Raw genomic sequence first — 13,850 nt, forward strand, 5'->3', positions numbered from 1 at the left:
GGAGGTGAACAGGTGCGGGATCAGGCGCGGGGCGGGCCCTGGTAGTTCGGCGCGACGTAGACGGGCAGGCGCTCGCCACCCGCGCGGGCGTAGCGGCGGGTGTAGGTGACGTGACCGAGAGACCGGGCGGACAGGCTGTCCTCCCCCACCTCCCCGGGTCGTTCCGACGGGAGCGGCACGGTGAAGCTGACCGGGAGCGACCGCAGGGCGGCGGACGCCCGGGCCGGCGTCACCTCGTGACGTTCGTTGTGCCAGGGACCACCGAGGAAGAGCACCTTCATGTCGTTCATGTTCTCCTGTCGATGACCGCGCCGCCTCATCCGTCGGTCCGTCGACGGATACCGTCCTGGTTGGACATTACGGTGCCGAACCGTCCGGCCTGCCGGTGCCCCCCGGGGATGGCCCCGGGCCGGAGGCACTCGGTCGACCGTCCCGGCGGGGCCGTCTGCGGCCGGTGTGACGTCGGGCGGACCGGCGACGCTCACCGAGACGAGATGACCAGACATTGCCAGCACCAGATCGAGCGGGAGACCGTCGAGCGTCTGCTCGACGGTACCGCCGTCGACCGTCGACGCGTCCCGGAGGGCCTCGTCCGGCTGCTCGACGCGGTCCGCGCCGCGCCGCTGCCCGACGAGCTGCGGGGTGAACCGGCAGCGGTGCGGGCGTTCCACACCGCGCGGCTGGCCCCGGCCCACCCACCGCCGGTGCCGCCGGCCCGTCGGGGCGTCCTGGTCCAGCTGCTGCCCCTGAAGACGGCGGTCGCCGCGCTGGCCGTCGCGGCCACCGGCGGAATGGCCCTGGCCGCGGTGCAGGGAGCGCTGCCCAACCCGCTGCGCCCGACGTCCCCGCTGCCGAACACGACCACCGACGGCGGACCGGGACGCTCCGGGCCGCAGCCCTCCGCGTCCCCCGACGGGGAGCCGTCGACGCCGGCCGGACGGACACCGGGACCGGAGCCGTCACCCGGCACGCCCGGCGCGGAATCGACCACCGGCCCCGGCCGCCCGATGCCCCGGACCGCGCCCGGACGGCCGGGCGGGTCACTCCCGACGCCGACCCTCCACCCCGGAATCCCGACCGACCGCCCGACGGTGCCGATCGTGCCGCCGAGCCAACCGCCGGGCGGGTTGACCGGGCAGATCGCTCCCCCGGTCGGTCCATCGGTTGATCTACCGGTCGGCCGCCCGACGGCCGGTGCGAGCGTCCTCCCGCAGGTCGACGGCGCAGCTTCCTCCCCCGATCCGTCCCTGGAGCAGGCGAGGGCGGATCCGGGCGCCGTTGGCGGATGACGGGTCCGGGCAGGACTGTTAGCGTGCGCGGATGAGTCTGCGGCGTCGACCGGCGGCGGTGGCCGTCCGGGTGCTGGTCGTCCTGGGCGTGGTGGCCGGGATCGTGCTCACTGCCGCCGGGCCGGCCACGCTGACCGGGATGCTGCCGTACTTCACCATCCAGAGCAATCTCGCGGTCGGGCTGCTCGCCGGGTACGCCGCCGCACGCGCCTGGTGGGGACGGCCCGACCCGCCGTCGGCGCTCCGGGGCGCGGTCACCCTCTACATCACCATCACCGGGGTGGTCTACCACCTGGTCCTGGCCAACCCGGCCAGTCCGTTCGCGATGGCGCAGCCGGACCGCACTCTCGCCGACGCGGTTGGCAACCAGTTCCTGCACACCGTGGTCCCGCTGCTCGCGGTGGCGGACTGGGCGCTCTTCGACCACCGGGGCCGACTGCGCCCACGGTACGCGGCCTGGTGGTTGGCCTTCCCGCTGGCGTACCTGGGGTTCGCGCTGGTGCGGGGCCTGCTGGTGGGCTCCTACCCGTACCCGTTCGTGGACGCCGGTCAGCTCGGCTACGCCGGGGTCGCGGTGAGCGCCGCCGGCTTCGCTGCGGCGTTCTGGCTGCTCGGCCTGGCCTTCGTCGGGGTCGACCGGGTCCTGACCCGCCGCGTCCGGCCCTCGGCGCCGACCGCCCCGCCGGAGCCGACCGCGCCAGCAGCGCCCACCATCCCGGCGGGGCCGGCGGCGTCCACCGTCCCAGCCGGGCCAACGGCGTCCACCGTCCCGGCCAAGCCGGCGGCACCGACCATCCCGGCCACGTCGACGGGTACGCCGCCCGGGTGACCGCTCAGCGGGGTCGGCCGTTCCGCCCCGCCGCCCGGTCCCGGCCGTACGCGTCGGCGTGTCCCCAACGGCCCGGGATGTCCAGCAGCTCGATCCGGCCGAACCCCTCCGGCAGCTCCGGGTTCACCAGCAGGTTGCCGCCGCACGGGGCGAGCCCGAGGATGGTGCTCAGGATCATCAGCAGGGCCCCCGCCGACCACGCCTGCGGGGAGCCGCCGGCCGGCAGCGGGACGGGATAGCGGGTCAGCGACCGGTCGTATCCGGCGACCAGTTCGGGGAGCCGGCCGGCGAAGTGCCCCGCCATGTCGACGACGCCCTGGGCGATCCGGGCCGCCTCCCGGTGGAAGCCGTAGCGGCGCAGGCCCGCCGCCGCGAGCACAGTGTCGAACGGCCACACCGCGCCGAGGTGGGCACCGACCGGGTTGTAGCCGTGTTGCGCGGACCCCAGGGTGCGGACGCCCCAACCGCTGAAGAGTTCGGGGCCGAGCAGGTGCGCGGCCACCTCGTCGGCCCGTCGGGCGTCGACGATGCCGCTCCAGAGCAGGTGCCCCTGGTTGGAGGCGATCGCGTCGACCGGCTCCCCGTCCGGGCCGAGGGCGAGGGCGTACGCCCCCCGGTGCGGCAACCAGAAGTCCCGGTCGAACCGCTCCCGCAGCCCCGCCGCCTCCCGTTCCAGCCGGTCGGCGTAGGCCGGGTCGTTCCAGAACTCACGGGCCAGCCGGGCGCCCCGCAGTTTCGCGTCGTAGGCGTAGCCCTGCAGCTCGCAGGTGGCCCGGGGAAAGCCGGGTGCCCGGCCGTCCCGGCCGACGATCGCGTCGTCGGAGTTCTTCCAGCACTGGTTGACCAGACCGTCCCGGGTGTTGCGGCGCTGGTAGCGGACGTAGCCGTCGCCGAGGGAGTCGCCGTACTCGTCGATCCAGTCCAGCGCCATCCGGGCCGGGTGGCGAAGTTCGCGCACCAGGTCGGCGTCGCCGTACCAGCGCTCGTACTCGTCGAGGAGGATGACGAACAGCGGGGTGGTGTCGGCCGCGCCGTAGTAGATCGTGGTCGGGTCCTCGCCGAAGGCGCTGCGCTCGCCGTACCGTACCCCGGCGAGGATCTTGCCCGGCTCCTCGTCGTACTGGTCGTCGAGCCGGCTGCCCTGGTCGAGCGCCAGCATGCGCAGCACGCTCGAGGCGAGCCCCGGCACGTACGGCAGCGTCTGGAACGCGGTGACCAGGGCATCCCGCCCGTACAGGCTCATCGACCAGGGCATCCCCGCCACCGGCAGCGGCTCGGTGTAGGCCAACGGGTTGTACCGCAACGCGGCCAGGTCGAGCAGACTACGCCGGTACGCCGTACCCAGCGTCCCGCTCTCGGCGACCAACTCGGGTGCCCGGTCCAGGAATTCGCACAGGTCCGTCCGCATGTCCTCATGGAGCTTCCGGCGGTGCGACTCCAGGTCGGTACGCAGGTCCTGGCCGACCCCCGGGCCGAGGAGCATACGGACGTGCAGGTCGGTGACCCACGACCCGTGCGGCTCGACCACGATCCGGAAGGTCATCCCGGCCTCGTCGACCTCGACCGGACGGGTGCTGGTCACCACGGTCTCCCGGGAGAAGCGCTCCCGCGCGTACCGCAGGCGCAGCTCCCGTTGCTCCGGCCGGGCGGTGACCTGGACCCGCCGCCGCTTCGGCGCGGCGATCTCGCCGGTGTCCGCGAAGTCGGAGCCGATCTCCAACCGGACGGCGAAGGTGGCCGGCTCGGCGGAATGGTTCAACACGGTGATCCGCTCGTTGAAGCTCTGGTCGAGGGATCGGTGCCGTAGCACCGAGACGTCCGCGTCGACGTAGTGGCTGGCGGCGCCGGGCACGAGGAGGAACCGGGTCTCGAAGTGCGTCATGTCCTCCCGGGACAGCGTGTTGCACCGTTTGCCGTCGATGGTGAGCACCCACCGGGACAGGAACCGGGTGTCGAAGGAGAAGAGCCCCGTCGGGGTACGTCGGTCGCACTCCATGTCGCCCTCGGCGTCGCTGACCGCGAAGGAGTTACCGGCCAGGACGTGGACGCGTTCGCCGCTCACCGTCGGCCCTCCTGTCGGGCGATGTCCCGGGGGTGCCGGGCGCCGGGCGGGCCCGGGAAGAGCCGGCGCAGGATCAGCAGCAACGGCAGGCGTCCGCTGGCCACCAGCTCGTTGCGCATCAGCGCGCTGGTGATGGCGGTACGGCCGGTGACGAGCTGGTCGAAGACCTCCTGGTCACCCCGGACCACCAGTTCCGCCTCGTCCGCCGACCGGGTCACCCGGACGCTCTGCCGGTCAAGGGTCAGGTACCAGTGATCGGTCCAGCCGTTCTCGCTGATGTCCAGGCGCAACGTGCCGGCCGCCGTCTCCGGCAGCTCGGCGTACCGACCCGCGATCTGGTGCGCCAGGAACTCCGTCGCCGGCCCGACCATCGCGCCGCTTTCCGTCCCACGCCCGGCCGTCCCCGACTGCCCGCATCGCGCCTCCATGCCCGGACGGTGACATCCGGGCAGGTGACGGCACCTCACCCGGGACGGGTGAGATCCCGCCGAAGCCGGGTAGTCGCGGCCGGCGGGACACGATGACGACGGAGGGCGACCACCATGCGTGCGCTACGACTGCTGAACTGGAAGAGCGAGCCGGAACTCGTCGAGGTGGACGAGCCGACCCCCGGCCCGGGGCAGGTGGTGGTCAGGATCGGGGCGGCCGGGGCGTGTCACTCCGACCTGCACCTGATGCACGAGTTCGAGCCGGGGACGGTGCCGTGGAACCCGCCGTTCACGCTGGGGCACGAGAACGCGGGATGGGTGCACGCCCTCGGCGCCGGCGTCACCGGGCTCGAGGTGGGACAACCGGTCGCCGTCTACGGTCCGTGGGGCTGCGGCACCTGCGCGCGCTGCCGGGTCGGCGTCGACCCGTACTGCGAGAACCCGGCCGGCGCCCCGGTGCCCGGCGGGGGCGGCGGCCTGGGGTTGGACGGGGGCATGGCCGAGTACCTGCTCGTGCCGGCCGCCCGGCACGTCCTCCCGCTGCCCGACGGGCTCGACCCGGTGCAGGCCGCGCCGCTGACCGACGCCGGCCTCACCCCGTACCACGCGGTCCGCCGTTCCTGGGGCAAGCTGCCGCCCGGCAGCACCGCCCTGGTGATCGGGGTGGGTGGCCTCGGCCACGTGGGCGTGCAGATCCTCAAGGCCACCACCGCGGCGCGGGTGGTCGCGGTGGACACCCGGGAGGAGGCGCTCGCCCTGGCCCGGGAGTACGGGGCGGACCTGACCCTGCGCTCGGGCGCGGGAACGGCGGACGAGGTCCGCGCGGCCACACCGGGTGGCCGGGGGGTCGACGTGGTGCTCGACTTCGTCGGGGTGGACGCCACCCTCCGGCTGGGCGCGGCGAGCGCCCGCACCCTGGGTGACCTGACCATCGTCGGCATCGGCGGCGGCACCCTGCCGGTCTCCTACTTCTCCGTGCCGTACGAGGTGAGCATCCAGACCACCTACTGGGGCAGCCGACCGGAGCTGACCGAGGTGCTTGACCTGGGGGCCCGGGGACTGGTCCGGCCGGAGATCACCACGTTCGGGCTGGACCAGGCGGTCGATGCCTACCGCCGGCTCCGGGATGGGAAGGTGGCGGGACGGGCGGTGATCGTGCCCTGACCCCGGGCCCCTAGGGTGGGCCGGTGGTCGCCGCGCTGGAGCTGTATCTCGACACCGACGCCACCCGACGGATCCGGGTGCTCTGGGACGCCCTCGAGGCGGAGGGGGTGCAGAGCCTGCGGTACCTGCTCGACCAACGCCACCGTCCGCACGTCTCGCTGACGGTGGCGCCCCGACTGGATCCGGACCAGGTCGCCGGGGCGCTCGACGGGATGACGGTGGCCGCGCCGCTGCGGCTGTCGTTCCTGCACGCCGGGCAGTTCGTCGGACGGGTGCTCTGGCTCGGCCCGACCCCGACGCCGGAACTGCTCGCCCACCACGCCGAGGTGTACGCGCGGCTCACCCGGGCCGGGGTAGGCCTGTCCGAGCACTACCAGCCGGGACGCTGGGTGCCGCACTGCACGCTCTCCATGCGGGTGCCGAACGCGCTGATGGCCGCCGCGGTCCGCCGCTGCCTGGAGGTGTTGCCGATCGAGGCCCGGGTGGTCGGCGCGGCGGTCACCGACCACGCCCGGGGCATCGCCCACCCGCTGCCCTGACCGGTCGGCGGGTCACGCCGCCGGTGCCGGGCCCGGCCCGCTCAGTTCCAGTCGTAGTTGGCCCGCAGGACCCGGGCGACCCGGTCGAAGCGGTCCCGGGCCAGCACCGCGCCCTCCCGCCGGATGCTGTCCTCCCGCATGGTGAGCACCCGGTCCAGGCGTACCCAGCTCGGCCGGTTGTCCCGGTCCCAGGCGCCCGGACCGAGGGGGAACCAGTGCCGCTGGCCGTCCCGGTCACTCTGACTGGAGAGCATGAGACCGAACAGGGTCCGGCTCTGCCGCCCCACCACGAGCACCGGCCGGTCCTTGCCCTGCCGAGGGTCGTCCTCGTACGCCACCCAGGTCCAGACGATCTCTCCCGGATCCGCCTGACCGTCCAGTTCGGGCGCGTAGACGAGCTGCCGCCGCCGGAGGGCCGTCACCTGACGCCGTCGAGCCACCTGGGCGGGAATCTGGGCCGGGGTGACCGCCAGCGGGCCACCGCCCCGGACGACCCGACCGACCCGCGCTGCCACGTCTCTGAACAGTCCTGCCACAGCAGGCAGCCTAGTCGTCGGTGCCCCCGCCGGCGATCGACGCGTGCGAGGATGGCACCGATGACGACCGTGGGTGATCAATACCGTACCGGCGACACCTGGCGACGCGTGACCGTGCTGCTGGCCCTCGCGCTCGCCGCCTTCACCTTCAACACCACGGAGAACCTGCCGATCGGCCTGCTCCCGCTGATGTCCGGGGACCTGGCCGTCCCGCTCTCGTCGGTGGGCTATCTGATCACCGGCTACGGACTCACCGTGGCCGTCGTCTCGCTGCCGGTCGCGCAGGTGACCCGGGACCTGCCCCGCCGTTGGCTGCTCAGCGGCGTACTGGCGGTGCTCGTGCTGTCCACCCTGGTCTCCGCCGCCGCCACCAGCTACGGGGTGCTGCTGACCGCCCGGGTCGCCACCGCAGTCGCCCAAGCTCTCTTCTGGGCGGTGATGGCACCCGTGGCGGTGGGTATGTTCCCGGCCCGGGTCCGGGGACGGGTGGTGGCCGTGCTCTCGGTCGGTGGTTCCCTCGCCACCGTCCTCGGCGTGCCGGCCGGCACCTGGCTCGGCCAGCAGGGCGGCTGGCGGGCGCCGTTCCTGGTGCTGACCGTCCTCTCGCTCGCCGCGCTCGCCCTGGTCGCCACGCTCCTGCCAACCAGCCGCCCCGCCGAGGGGCACGGCGCGTACGGCTCCGCGCCGCACACCGGACGGTTCGTCGTCACGCTGCTGGCCACCGCCGTCTCGGTGACCGGCATGTTCGCCGGCTTCACCTACGTGGCCCGGCTGCTCACCGAGGTCACCGACGTCGCCGATGCGGCGGTGGGCGGCCTGCTGTTCGTCTTCGGGCTCGCCGGGGTGGTCGGGGTCGCCGTCGTCGGCCGGTTCCTCGACCGGTTTCCGCGCGGCACGCTCGTGCTGACCATCGCGGTCCAGGGGGGCGCGCTGCTCGGGCTCTCCCTCCTCGCCGCCGAGCAGGTCGCCGTGGTGGTCCTGTTGGCCCTGTTGGGCTGCTCGGCGGCACCGGTCTTCATGGTCACCCAGGCCCGGATCCTGGTGGTCGCGCCCGGACGGACCGAACTCGGCTTCGCCGCCAACTCGGCGGCGTTCAACGTCGGCATCGCGGTAGGGGCGCTGGTCGGCGGGCTGCTCCTGACTCCGCTCGGCGTCCGGGGCGCGTTCGGGATCGGCGCGCTGGTCACGTTCGTGGCGCTGGTGGTCGTCCTCGCCGAACCGCTGCTGACCCGCCGCGTCACCCGGGAAAGCGGGCGACGTATCGCTTCTGCCACGGCGTCTCGACCGCGCGACGGTGGTAGTGCTGACGAACGAACGCCACCGCCTCGGCGGGCGGCACCCCGTCGATGACCGCGAGGCAGGCCAGTGCGGTGCCGGTCCGGCCCCTACCGCCGCCACAGGCCACCTCGACCCGCTCGGTCGCCGCCCGTTCCCACGCCTCGCGCAACAGCGGTGCGACGGCGGACCGGTCCCGGGGCAACCAGAAGTCGGGCCAGCGCAACCACCGGCTCTCCCAGTCCACCGGGGGCGGTGGCGCGCCGAGCAGGTAGACGGCGAAGGTCGGCCGTGCTCCGGCCGGCAGCCCGTCCCGCAGCCCGCGACCCCGTACCAGCCGTCCCGACGGCAGCCGGAGCACACCGACGGCGTTGGCCTCCCACGACGTACCCATCGGTTGATCGTAGGGAACGGACGCCGTACCGGTCACCACCAGGCGCGGGTGGCCGGGGAGCATCGGCCGGCACGGCGTTTTCCGCCGCTCCGCCGGCCGGTCCGACCGGGCTGGACCATCCGGATCGGACGGGCATCGGCGGCGACCGAGATCTGCTACGGTTCCGCGTGCTGATCTACGATCTCGGATGGCTTCCTCGGAGGGCTCGCACATGAACGTCGCCCTGTGGGCCACGGCCGGTCTGCTCGCCGTCGTCTTCCTGGTGATCGGCGGCATCAAGCTCGCCCGGCCCAAGGACCAGCTCCTCGCCAACGGCATGGAGGCGTTGGAGCCGTTGCCCGCCGGCCTGATCAAGTTCATCGGCGTGGCGGAGGTGCTGGCCGCGTTCGGGCTGATCCTGCCCGGCCTGCTCGACATCGCCCCGGTGCTCGTCCCGCTGGCCGCCGTCGGGCTGCTCGTCATCATGGTCGGTGCGGTCGTCACGCACGCCCTGCGCCGGGAGGTCGGACCGGTCGCGCGGAACCTGGTGCTGGTCGCCCTACTCGTCTTCGTGGTCTGGGGCCGTTTCGGTCCGTACGCCTTCTGAGCCCGCCCACGCCTTCTGAGCCCGCCCGGTACGGCCCCGGCCGACGTGGTCGCGTTACCGGCGCGGTCGTGCCGGGACGACCGCGGTCCGGCACGCGGTGACCGCGCCGGGACGGCTGCGGTGCCGGCGGTGGTCAGCTCAGACCCATCGCCCGGACGCTCCGTTCCGCCCGGTCGGGCTCGCCCGCCGGTTCCGGGCCGAGCCGGTACACGCCGCCGGCCCGGGAGAGGATGCGCAGGTCCACCAGGTACCGGCGGATCGTCACGTGGTCGACCTCTCCCCCGTCGCACCAGGCGCGGAGCTGGTCGTTGACGGCCGCCTCCGCATAGTCGACGCCGGGCGTGAAACAACGCTCGGCGACATGACGCAGCACCTCACGACGCCGGCCCTGCTGCGCGGGGACGCTGACCAGTCGGTCGCCGCGCAGGAACGGTCGGAAGGTGGCGTCACCGCCGGGCTCGACGGCGGACGGCGTGGCGCGGGCCAACTCGCGCAGCCGGTCGTAGTCCACCCGGAGGGCATCGCCCTCGGCGACCACGAGTTCCTGCTCCCGCAGCCGACGCAACGCCACCAGCGCGGCCTTCGGGTCGAGGCCGGCCGCCGCCACCACCGCGTCCGGCGTCCGCGCCCCGAGCGCGACCACGCCGAGCACCCGCAGCCGGTCCGGCTCCGCCACCAGTCGCACCACCGTCTCAGGAGTCACGCCTTCCTTTCTCCCCTGTCCCGGCCCCGTCGCTCAACCGGTTTTCCGCACTCCGCCGGTGACTCCGGTACCGTCCGATCCGTGCTCTTCCACATCGCCGAGGTCGCGGACTGGCAGCAGGCCCGGACGGCCGGGGACTACCGGGTGTCGACTCGGGGCCGGACCCTGGCCGACGAGGGTTTCATCCACGCCTCGCGCCGGGATCAGGTGCTCGGCGTCGCCGAGACCTTCTACGCCGACGCCGGTCCGCTCCTGCTGCTGCACATCGACCCGGCACGGCTGACCGCACCGGTCCGCGACGACGAGGTGGCGCCGGGGGTGGTGTTCCCACACATCTACGGACCGCTCAACCTCGACGCCGTCACCGCCGTGACACCGCTGCTCCGGGCCGTCGACGGGACGTTCGTCCTCCCCGACGAACTGTCGGACCAACCGCCCTCCTGACCGGTCGCGCCACCGTCCGGTCACCGGGTTGACCCGCCCTGGCAGGGTGGCGGTCGCACCGGCACGGACGAGGAGGACGCCCATGTCCACGCCCACGGAACGGCCCGCACCGCCGCTGTTCGCGGTCGACGGCGGCATGCTCGTCGCCACCCTGCTCACCCTCGCCGGGTACCTGTTGCCCTGGTTCCGCAAGGGCAGCGGGTACGCCTGGTCCTTCTCCGGCTGGGCGTACGCGTCGCTCAGCGACGGGGGCGGCTGGACGTTGCTCACCTTCGGGTGGCTGCTGCTGGCGGGCGGGGCGGCCCTGCTGGCCCGCCGGAGCGTGGCCGCGGCGATGACCGGGGTGGTCGCCGCGGTGGGCACCCTGGTCACCAGCCTCGCGGTCGTGGCGGCCAGCTTCGCCGTCGTCGGCGAGCAGACCGCGCTGAACCCGGTGGCGCAACTGCCCTTCGGGGTCGGCCTGCCGGTGCTGGCCACCGGACTGGGGCTGCTGCTGGCCACCTCGTGCCGGGCGATCGTCCGGGGCGTCGTCCGCGAGTCGTCCGGCCCGGACGCGCCACACTGACCGACGGTCACGGCCGAGTCGGACACCGCGGAGTCGGATGCGGCAGGCTCGCTGAACCCGGCGCCGGGTTCAGCGGGCGCGGATGCGGCAGGCTCGCCGAGCCAGGCTCGGGTTCAGCGGGCGCGGCGGGCCGCGTGGTGCAGGAGCAGCGCGGCCAGGCAGCCACCGACCAGGACCGCGCCCGCGCCCACCGTCTGGCCGACCACCACGGCCGAACCGAACGCCTCGGCGACCGACTGGCGTTCCACCTCGTCGCGGGCGGCGGCCAGGGCAGCCGGGAACGAGCCGGCACCCACCACGGCCGCCGGCAGCGCCGCCGTGAACCGGGCGTTCATCACCGCGCCGAGCACGGCGACGCCCAGGCTGCTGCCGACCTCCGCCATGGTGCCGTCCACGCCGGCTCCCGCGCCGGCCCGGTCGGCGGGGATGGCACTCATCACCGCCGCCACGATGGCCGGATTGGCCACCGCACAACCGGCGCCCATCAGCACCAGACCCGCCAGCAGCACGCCGTAGCCGTCGGTCGGCGCGTGGGCGGCGACCACGAGTCCGACGGCGAGCGCCGCCATGCCGCTGGCGATGGCCGCCGGGGTGCCGAGCGTACGGATCAGTCGGGCGGTGACGCCGACCAGGTTGAGCAGCACCACGGTCAGCGCGAACGGCGCGGTGCGCAGTCCCGCCTCCCAGGCCGAGTGGCCTCGGACGAACTGCAACTGCTGGGCCAGCAGGAACAGCGCGCCCGCACTGCCGAAGGTGATCAGGACGACGCCGGCCACCGCGCCGACGAAGCGCCGGTCCCGGAACAGACGCATGTCGAGCATGGGATGCGCGACGCGTCGTTCCCAGCCGACGAAGAGACCGACCAGCACCACCCCGGCCAGGGCCGCGCCGAGGACCGGACCGGAGGCCCAGCCGTCCTCGGGGCCCCGGATGACCGCGTAGACCACGGCGGTCAGGCCGGCGGTGGACAGCACCGCCCCGACCAGGTCGAGGCGTCCGTCGGTGGCACCCCGCGACTCGGGGACCAGCAGCACGCCGGCCAGCAGGCAGAGCAGCACGACCGGCACGTTCAGCAGGAAGATGGCCGGCCAGTCGAAGTGCGCGAGGACGAACCCGCCCACCGGCGGCCCGGCGGCGAAGCCGAGGGCGCTCACCGCCGCCCAGATGCCGATCGCCCGGGGTCGCTCCTCGGCGTCGAAGACCTGCATCGCGACGGCCAGGGTGCCGGTGACCAGCAACGCGCCACCGACACCGAGCGCCGCCCGGGCGGCGATCAGCTGCCCGCTGGACTGCGCGGCCGCGGCGGCGAGCGAGGCGAGTCCGAACAGGACGAGCCCGGCCAGCAGCATCCGCCGGCGGCCGTAGCGGTCGACCACGCTGCCGGCGGTGAGCAGCAGACCGGACTGCACCAGGGCGTACGCGTTGATCACCCACTGGATGTCGGCGGTGCTGGCGGCCAGGTCCCGGGTGAGCGCCGGTACCGCCACGGTGAGCACGGTGTTGTCGAGCACCACGACGAGTTGGGCCAGGCAGAGCACCCCGAGGACGAGCCAGCGGGTCGACAGCCTGCCGGCGACGGCGTCGTCGCGGATCGGAGTGCCGACCGTGGTGGGCGGAGCGGTCACCGGGCGGTCCAGTAGCCGAGCGCGGAGACCTGCTGTCTACCGGCGCCCAGCCCCCGCCGGAGATGCCGGACGATGGCGCGGTTGCTGGCCGCCTCGCAGGCGACCCAGTAGTAGGCCCCGTCGGTGTCCGGCGGGATCGCCGCGCAGACGGTGTCGACCAGGTGTCGGCCACCGTCCTCGCGGGGTACCCAGGTCACCTTGTGGTGTCCCCGGGCGCGCGGGGTCAATGCCTGCTCGCCCTCGTGGGCGTACTCGAGCCAGACCGTGGCGGGAATGCTGTCGGCGTGGTCGAGCAGGCTGTTGACCGCCGGCAGCGAGGCGGCGTCACCGACCAGGTAGAGGTGGCGCGGGGTGGGGTCGGGGAGGGCGAAGCCGGTGCCCTGGACGGTGGCGTCGATGGTGTCGCCCGGCCGGGCCGAGGTGGCCCAGCGGGCGGCGCAGCCGTCGTGCAGGGCGAACTCCAGGTGGAAGCGCCCGGTCGTCGGATCCGGGTCGACCAGGGTGTACGCCCGCTGGTGGGCCCTGCCGTCGTGGTCGAACCACAGGCGGACCCACATCGTCGGGTGCACGCCGCAGGCTTCCAGCAGTCCGCCGCCGTCGACCAGTAGACGCTGGTAGTGGGCGTTCACCGACTCGGACTCGAGCACGGTCAGCCGGAAGTCCCTGCCTCCCATGGCCCTGAGCAGCAGGGCTTCCCAGTTCCGTTTCACGCGGTCCTCCCGTACAGTCCTGCCAGGTTAGGTAAGGCTAACCTAAAGGATCGGTTCTGGGGAGAGGCGTCGTGCCGCGCACCGGACGACCCGCACAACCATGAGACGAGGCACGTGATGCACCAGGAGACGATTCCCGGATTCGGCACACTCGCACTGACACCGGTGGACCCGGCGGTCCACGCCGGACTGCTGCACGGCTGGGTCACCCAGCCCCGGGCGGTCTACTGGGGCATGGGCTCCTTCACCGTGGACGAGGTCCGCGAGGTCTACGAGTTCGTCGACGGGCTCACCACCCACCACGCCTACCTGGTCCTGCTGGACGGGACACCGGTGGGGCTGTTCCAGACGTACGAGCCGGCGGCCGACCCGGTCGGCGAGCGGTACGAGGTACGGCCGGGCGACATCGGCATGCACCTGCTGCTGGCCCCGCCGCGAGGCATGGCACGCGGCCTGACCACCGCGATCGGGCCAGCCCTGGCCCGGTTCCTGTTCCGCAACCCCGACCACCGCCGCATCGTGGTCGAACCCGACGTACGCAACGAGCTGGCGCTACGCCGCCTGGAGCGCGAGGGCTTCACCTTCGACCACGAGATCGACCTACCCGACAAGCGCGCCCAACTGGCCTTCCTGACCCGCACCCGCTTCGAGTCCCCCACCGACGCCCAGGGTCTGGTGTCCGCTGAATCACACCCGTCGAT

Annotated in this window: 16 protein-coding genes and 1 pseudogene; 9 read left to right on the forward strand and 8 right to left on the reverse strand. The window is 73.6% G+C overall.

What is annotated here, in order from left to right; genetic code table 11:
• Positions 1-20 precede the first annotated feature (20 nt).
• Complete coding sequence (locus tag GA0074692_RS16075) at positions 21-290, reverse strand: hypothetical protein (RefSeq protein ID WP_091645458.1); 270 nt, start codon at positions 288-290, stop codon at positions 21-23.
• 204 nt (positions 291-494) lie between these two features.
• On the opposite strand from GA0074692_RS16075, the gene GA0074692_RS16080 reads away from it, so the two are divergent.
• Positions 495-1,289, forward strand: coding sequence for a hypothetical protein (locus GA0074692_RS16080; protein WP_141725304.1), 795 nt, complete (start codon positions 495-497; stop codon positions 1,287-1,289).
• A 31-nt stretch (positions 1,290-1,320) separates the two neighbouring features.
• Positions 1,321-2,118: a Pr6Pr family membrane protein gene (locus GA0074692_RS16085; RefSeq protein WP_176738470.1), complete on the forward strand. Its 798-nt coding sequence runs from the start codon at positions 1,321-1,323 to the stop codon at positions 2,116-2,118.
• Between the two features lie 4 nt (positions 2,119-2,122).
• Here GA0074692_RS16085 and GA0074692_RS16090 read toward each other — a convergent pair whose 3' ends face one another.
• Together GA0074692_RS16090 and GA0074692_RS16095 are read right to left on the reverse strand one after the other, a co-directional pair.
• Positions 2,123-4,180 (reverse strand): amylo-alpha-1,6-glucosidase, encoded by a 2,058-nt coding sequence (locus GA0074692_RS16090; RefSeq protein ID WP_091645464.1) that lies wholly within the window; start codon positions 4,178-4,180, stop codon positions 2,123-2,125.
• Entirely contained in the window at positions 4,177-4,608 is a 432-nt protein-coding gene (locus tag GA0074692_RS16095) for an SCP2 sterol-binding domain-containing protein (RefSeq protein WP_245730330.1), read from the reverse strand. The genes GA0074692_RS16090 and GA0074692_RS16095 overlap by 4 nt, the downstream gene beginning before the upstream one ends.
• A gap of 114 nt (positions 4,609-4,722) precedes the next feature.
• Here GA0074692_RS16095 and GA0074692_RS16100 point away from each other — a divergent pair, with 114 nt between their 5' ends.
• On the forward strand, positions 4,723-5,772 hold the full coding sequence (locus tag GA0074692_RS16100) for an NAD(P)-dependent alcohol dehydrogenase (protein WP_091645468.1): 1,050 nt from the start codon (positions 4,723-4,725) through the stop codon (positions 5,770-5,772).
• A 23-nt stretch (positions 5,773-5,795) separates the two neighbouring features.
• Positions 5,796-6,311 (forward strand): 2'-5' RNA ligase family protein, encoded by a 516-nt coding sequence (locus GA0074692_RS16105; RefSeq protein ID WP_091645471.1) that lies wholly within the window; start codon positions 5,796-5,798, stop codon positions 6,309-6,311.
• 41 nt (positions 6,312-6,352) lie between these two features.
• Here the strand turns inward: GA0074692_RS16105 and GA0074692_RS16110 are convergent, their stop codons facing one another.
• The gene (locus GA0074692_RS16110) at positions 6,353-6,847 is read right to left on the reverse strand and encodes a type II toxin-antitoxin system PemK/MazF family toxin (RefSeq protein WP_091645473.1); all 495 of its coding nucleotides are present in this window, start codon (positions 6,845-6,847) and stop codon (positions 6,353-6,355) included.
• Positions 6,848-6,907: 60 nt separating this feature from the next.
• Between GA0074692_RS16110 and GA0074692_RS16115 the strand changes: the two genes are divergently transcribed.
• Positions 6,908-8,197, forward strand: a complete 1,290-nt coding sequence (locus GA0074692_RS16115; protein ID WP_091645476.1) for an MFS transporter — start codon at positions 6,908-6,910, stop codon at positions 8,195-8,197.
• Here GA0074692_RS16115 and GA0074692_RS16120 read toward each other — a convergent pair.
• The gene (locus GA0074692_RS16120) at positions 8,085-8,516 is read right to left on the reverse strand and encodes a protein-tyrosine phosphatase family protein (RefSeq protein WP_091653570.1); all 432 of its coding nucleotides are present in this window, start codon (positions 8,514-8,516) and stop codon (positions 8,085-8,087) included. The two genes, GA0074692_RS16115 and GA0074692_RS16120, sit on opposite strands and share 113 nt — an antisense overlap.
• Before the next feature lie 187 nt (positions 8,517-8,703).
• On the opposite strand from GA0074692_RS16120, the gene GA0074692_RS16125 reads away from it, so the two are divergent.
• The gene (locus tag GA0074692_RS16125; RefSeq protein ID WP_245730331.1) at positions 8,704-9,102 is read left to right on the forward strand and encodes a DoxX family protein; all 399 of its coding nucleotides are present in this window, start codon (positions 8,704-8,706) and stop codon (positions 9,100-9,102) included.
• A 133-nt stretch (positions 9,103-9,235) separates the two neighbouring features.
• Here the strand turns inward: GA0074692_RS16125 and GA0074692_RS16130 are convergent, their stop codons facing one another.
• The gene (locus tag GA0074692_RS16130) at positions 9,236-9,805 is read right to left on the reverse strand and encodes a DUF2087 domain-containing protein (protein WP_091645481.1); all 570 of its coding nucleotides are present in this window, start codon (positions 9,803-9,805) and stop codon (positions 9,236-9,238) included.
• Positions 9,806-9,886: 81 nt separating this feature from the next.
• Between GA0074692_RS16130 and GA0074692_RS16135 the strand changes: the two genes are divergently transcribed.
• Positions 9,887-10,249, forward strand: a complete 363-nt coding sequence (locus tag GA0074692_RS16135; RefSeq protein WP_091645483.1) for a DUF952 domain-containing protein — start codon at positions 9,887-9,889, stop codon at positions 10,247-10,249.
• A gap of 82 nt (positions 10,250-10,331) precedes the next feature.
• Positions 10,332-10,814: a hypothetical protein gene (locus GA0074692_RS16140; protein WP_091645485.1), complete on the forward strand. Its 483-nt coding sequence runs from the start codon at positions 10,332-10,334 to the stop codon at positions 10,812-10,814.
• Between the two features lie 113 nt (positions 10,815-10,927).
• On the opposite strand, the gene GA0074692_RS16145 is transcribed toward GA0074692_RS16140, so the two are convergent.
• Both GA0074692_RS16145 and GA0074692_RS16150 read right to left on the reverse strand, forming a co-directional pair.
• Positions 10,928-12,439 (reverse strand): MFS transporter, encoded by a 1,512-nt coding sequence (locus tag GA0074692_RS16145; protein WP_176738471.1) that lies wholly within the window; start codon positions 12,437-12,439, stop codon positions 10,928-10,930.
• Entirely contained in the window at positions 12,436-13,149 is a 714-nt protein-coding gene (locus tag GA0074692_RS16150) for a siderophore-interacting protein (protein ID WP_091645490.1), read from the reverse strand. Before GA0074692_RS16150 ends, GA0074692_RS16145 begins: the two co-directional genes overlap by 4 nt.
• A gap of 117 nt (positions 13,150-13,266) precedes the next feature.
• On the opposite strand from GA0074692_RS16150, the pseudogene GA0074692_RS16155 reads away from it, so the two are divergent.
• Positions 13,267-13,803, forward strand: a pseudogene (locus GA0074692_RS16155) (GNAT family N-acetyltransferase); the annotation flags it as partial.
• Positions 13,804-13,850 lie beyond the last annotated feature (47 nt).

Origin of the sequence: Micromonospora pallida (assembly GCF_900090325.1) — a bacterium.
Taxonomy (GTDB): Bacteria; Actinomycetota; Actinomycetes; order Mycobacteriales; family Micromonosporaceae; genus Micromonospora; species Micromonospora pallida.

Excerpts from the sequence above, each read along its gene's own strand:
- GA0074692_RS16075 (WP_091645458.1), bottom strand. The coding sequence starts at position 290 with ATGAACGACATGAAGGTGCTCTTCCTCGGTGGTCCCTGGCACAACGAA.
- GA0074692_RS16080 (WP_141725304.1), top strand. The coding sequence starts at position 495 with ATGACCAGACATTGCCAGCACCAGATCGAGCGGGAGACCGTCGAGCGT.
- GA0074692_RS16085 (WP_176738470.1), top strand. The coding sequence starts at position 1,321 with ATGAGTCTGCGGCGTCGACCGGCGGCGGTGGCCGTCCGGGTGCTGGTC.
- GA0074692_RS16095 (WP_245730330.1), bottom strand. The coding sequence starts at position 4,608 with ATGGAGGCGCGATGCGGGCAGTCGGGGACGGCCGGGCGTGGGACGGAA.
- GA0074692_RS16100 (WP_091645468.1), top strand. The coding sequence starts at position 4,723 with ATGCGTGCGCTACGACTGCTGAACTGGAAGAGCGAGCCGGAACTCGTC.
- GA0074692_RS16115 (WP_091645476.1), top strand. The coding sequence starts at position 6,908 with ATGACGACCGTGGGTGATCAATACCGTACCGGCGACACCTGGCGACGC.
- GA0074692_RS16120 (WP_091653570.1), bottom strand. The coding sequence starts at position 8,516 with ATGGGTACGTCGTGGGAGGCCAACGCCGTCGGTGTGCTCCGGCTGCCG.
- GA0074692_RS16125 (WP_245730331.1), top strand. The coding sequence starts at position 8,704 with ATGGCTTCCTCGGAGGGCTCGCACATGAACGTCGCCCTGTGGGCCACG.
- GA0074692_RS16140 (WP_091645485.1), top strand. The coding sequence starts at position 10,332 with ATGTCCACGCCCACGGAACGGCCCGCACCGCCGCTGTTCGCGGTCGAC.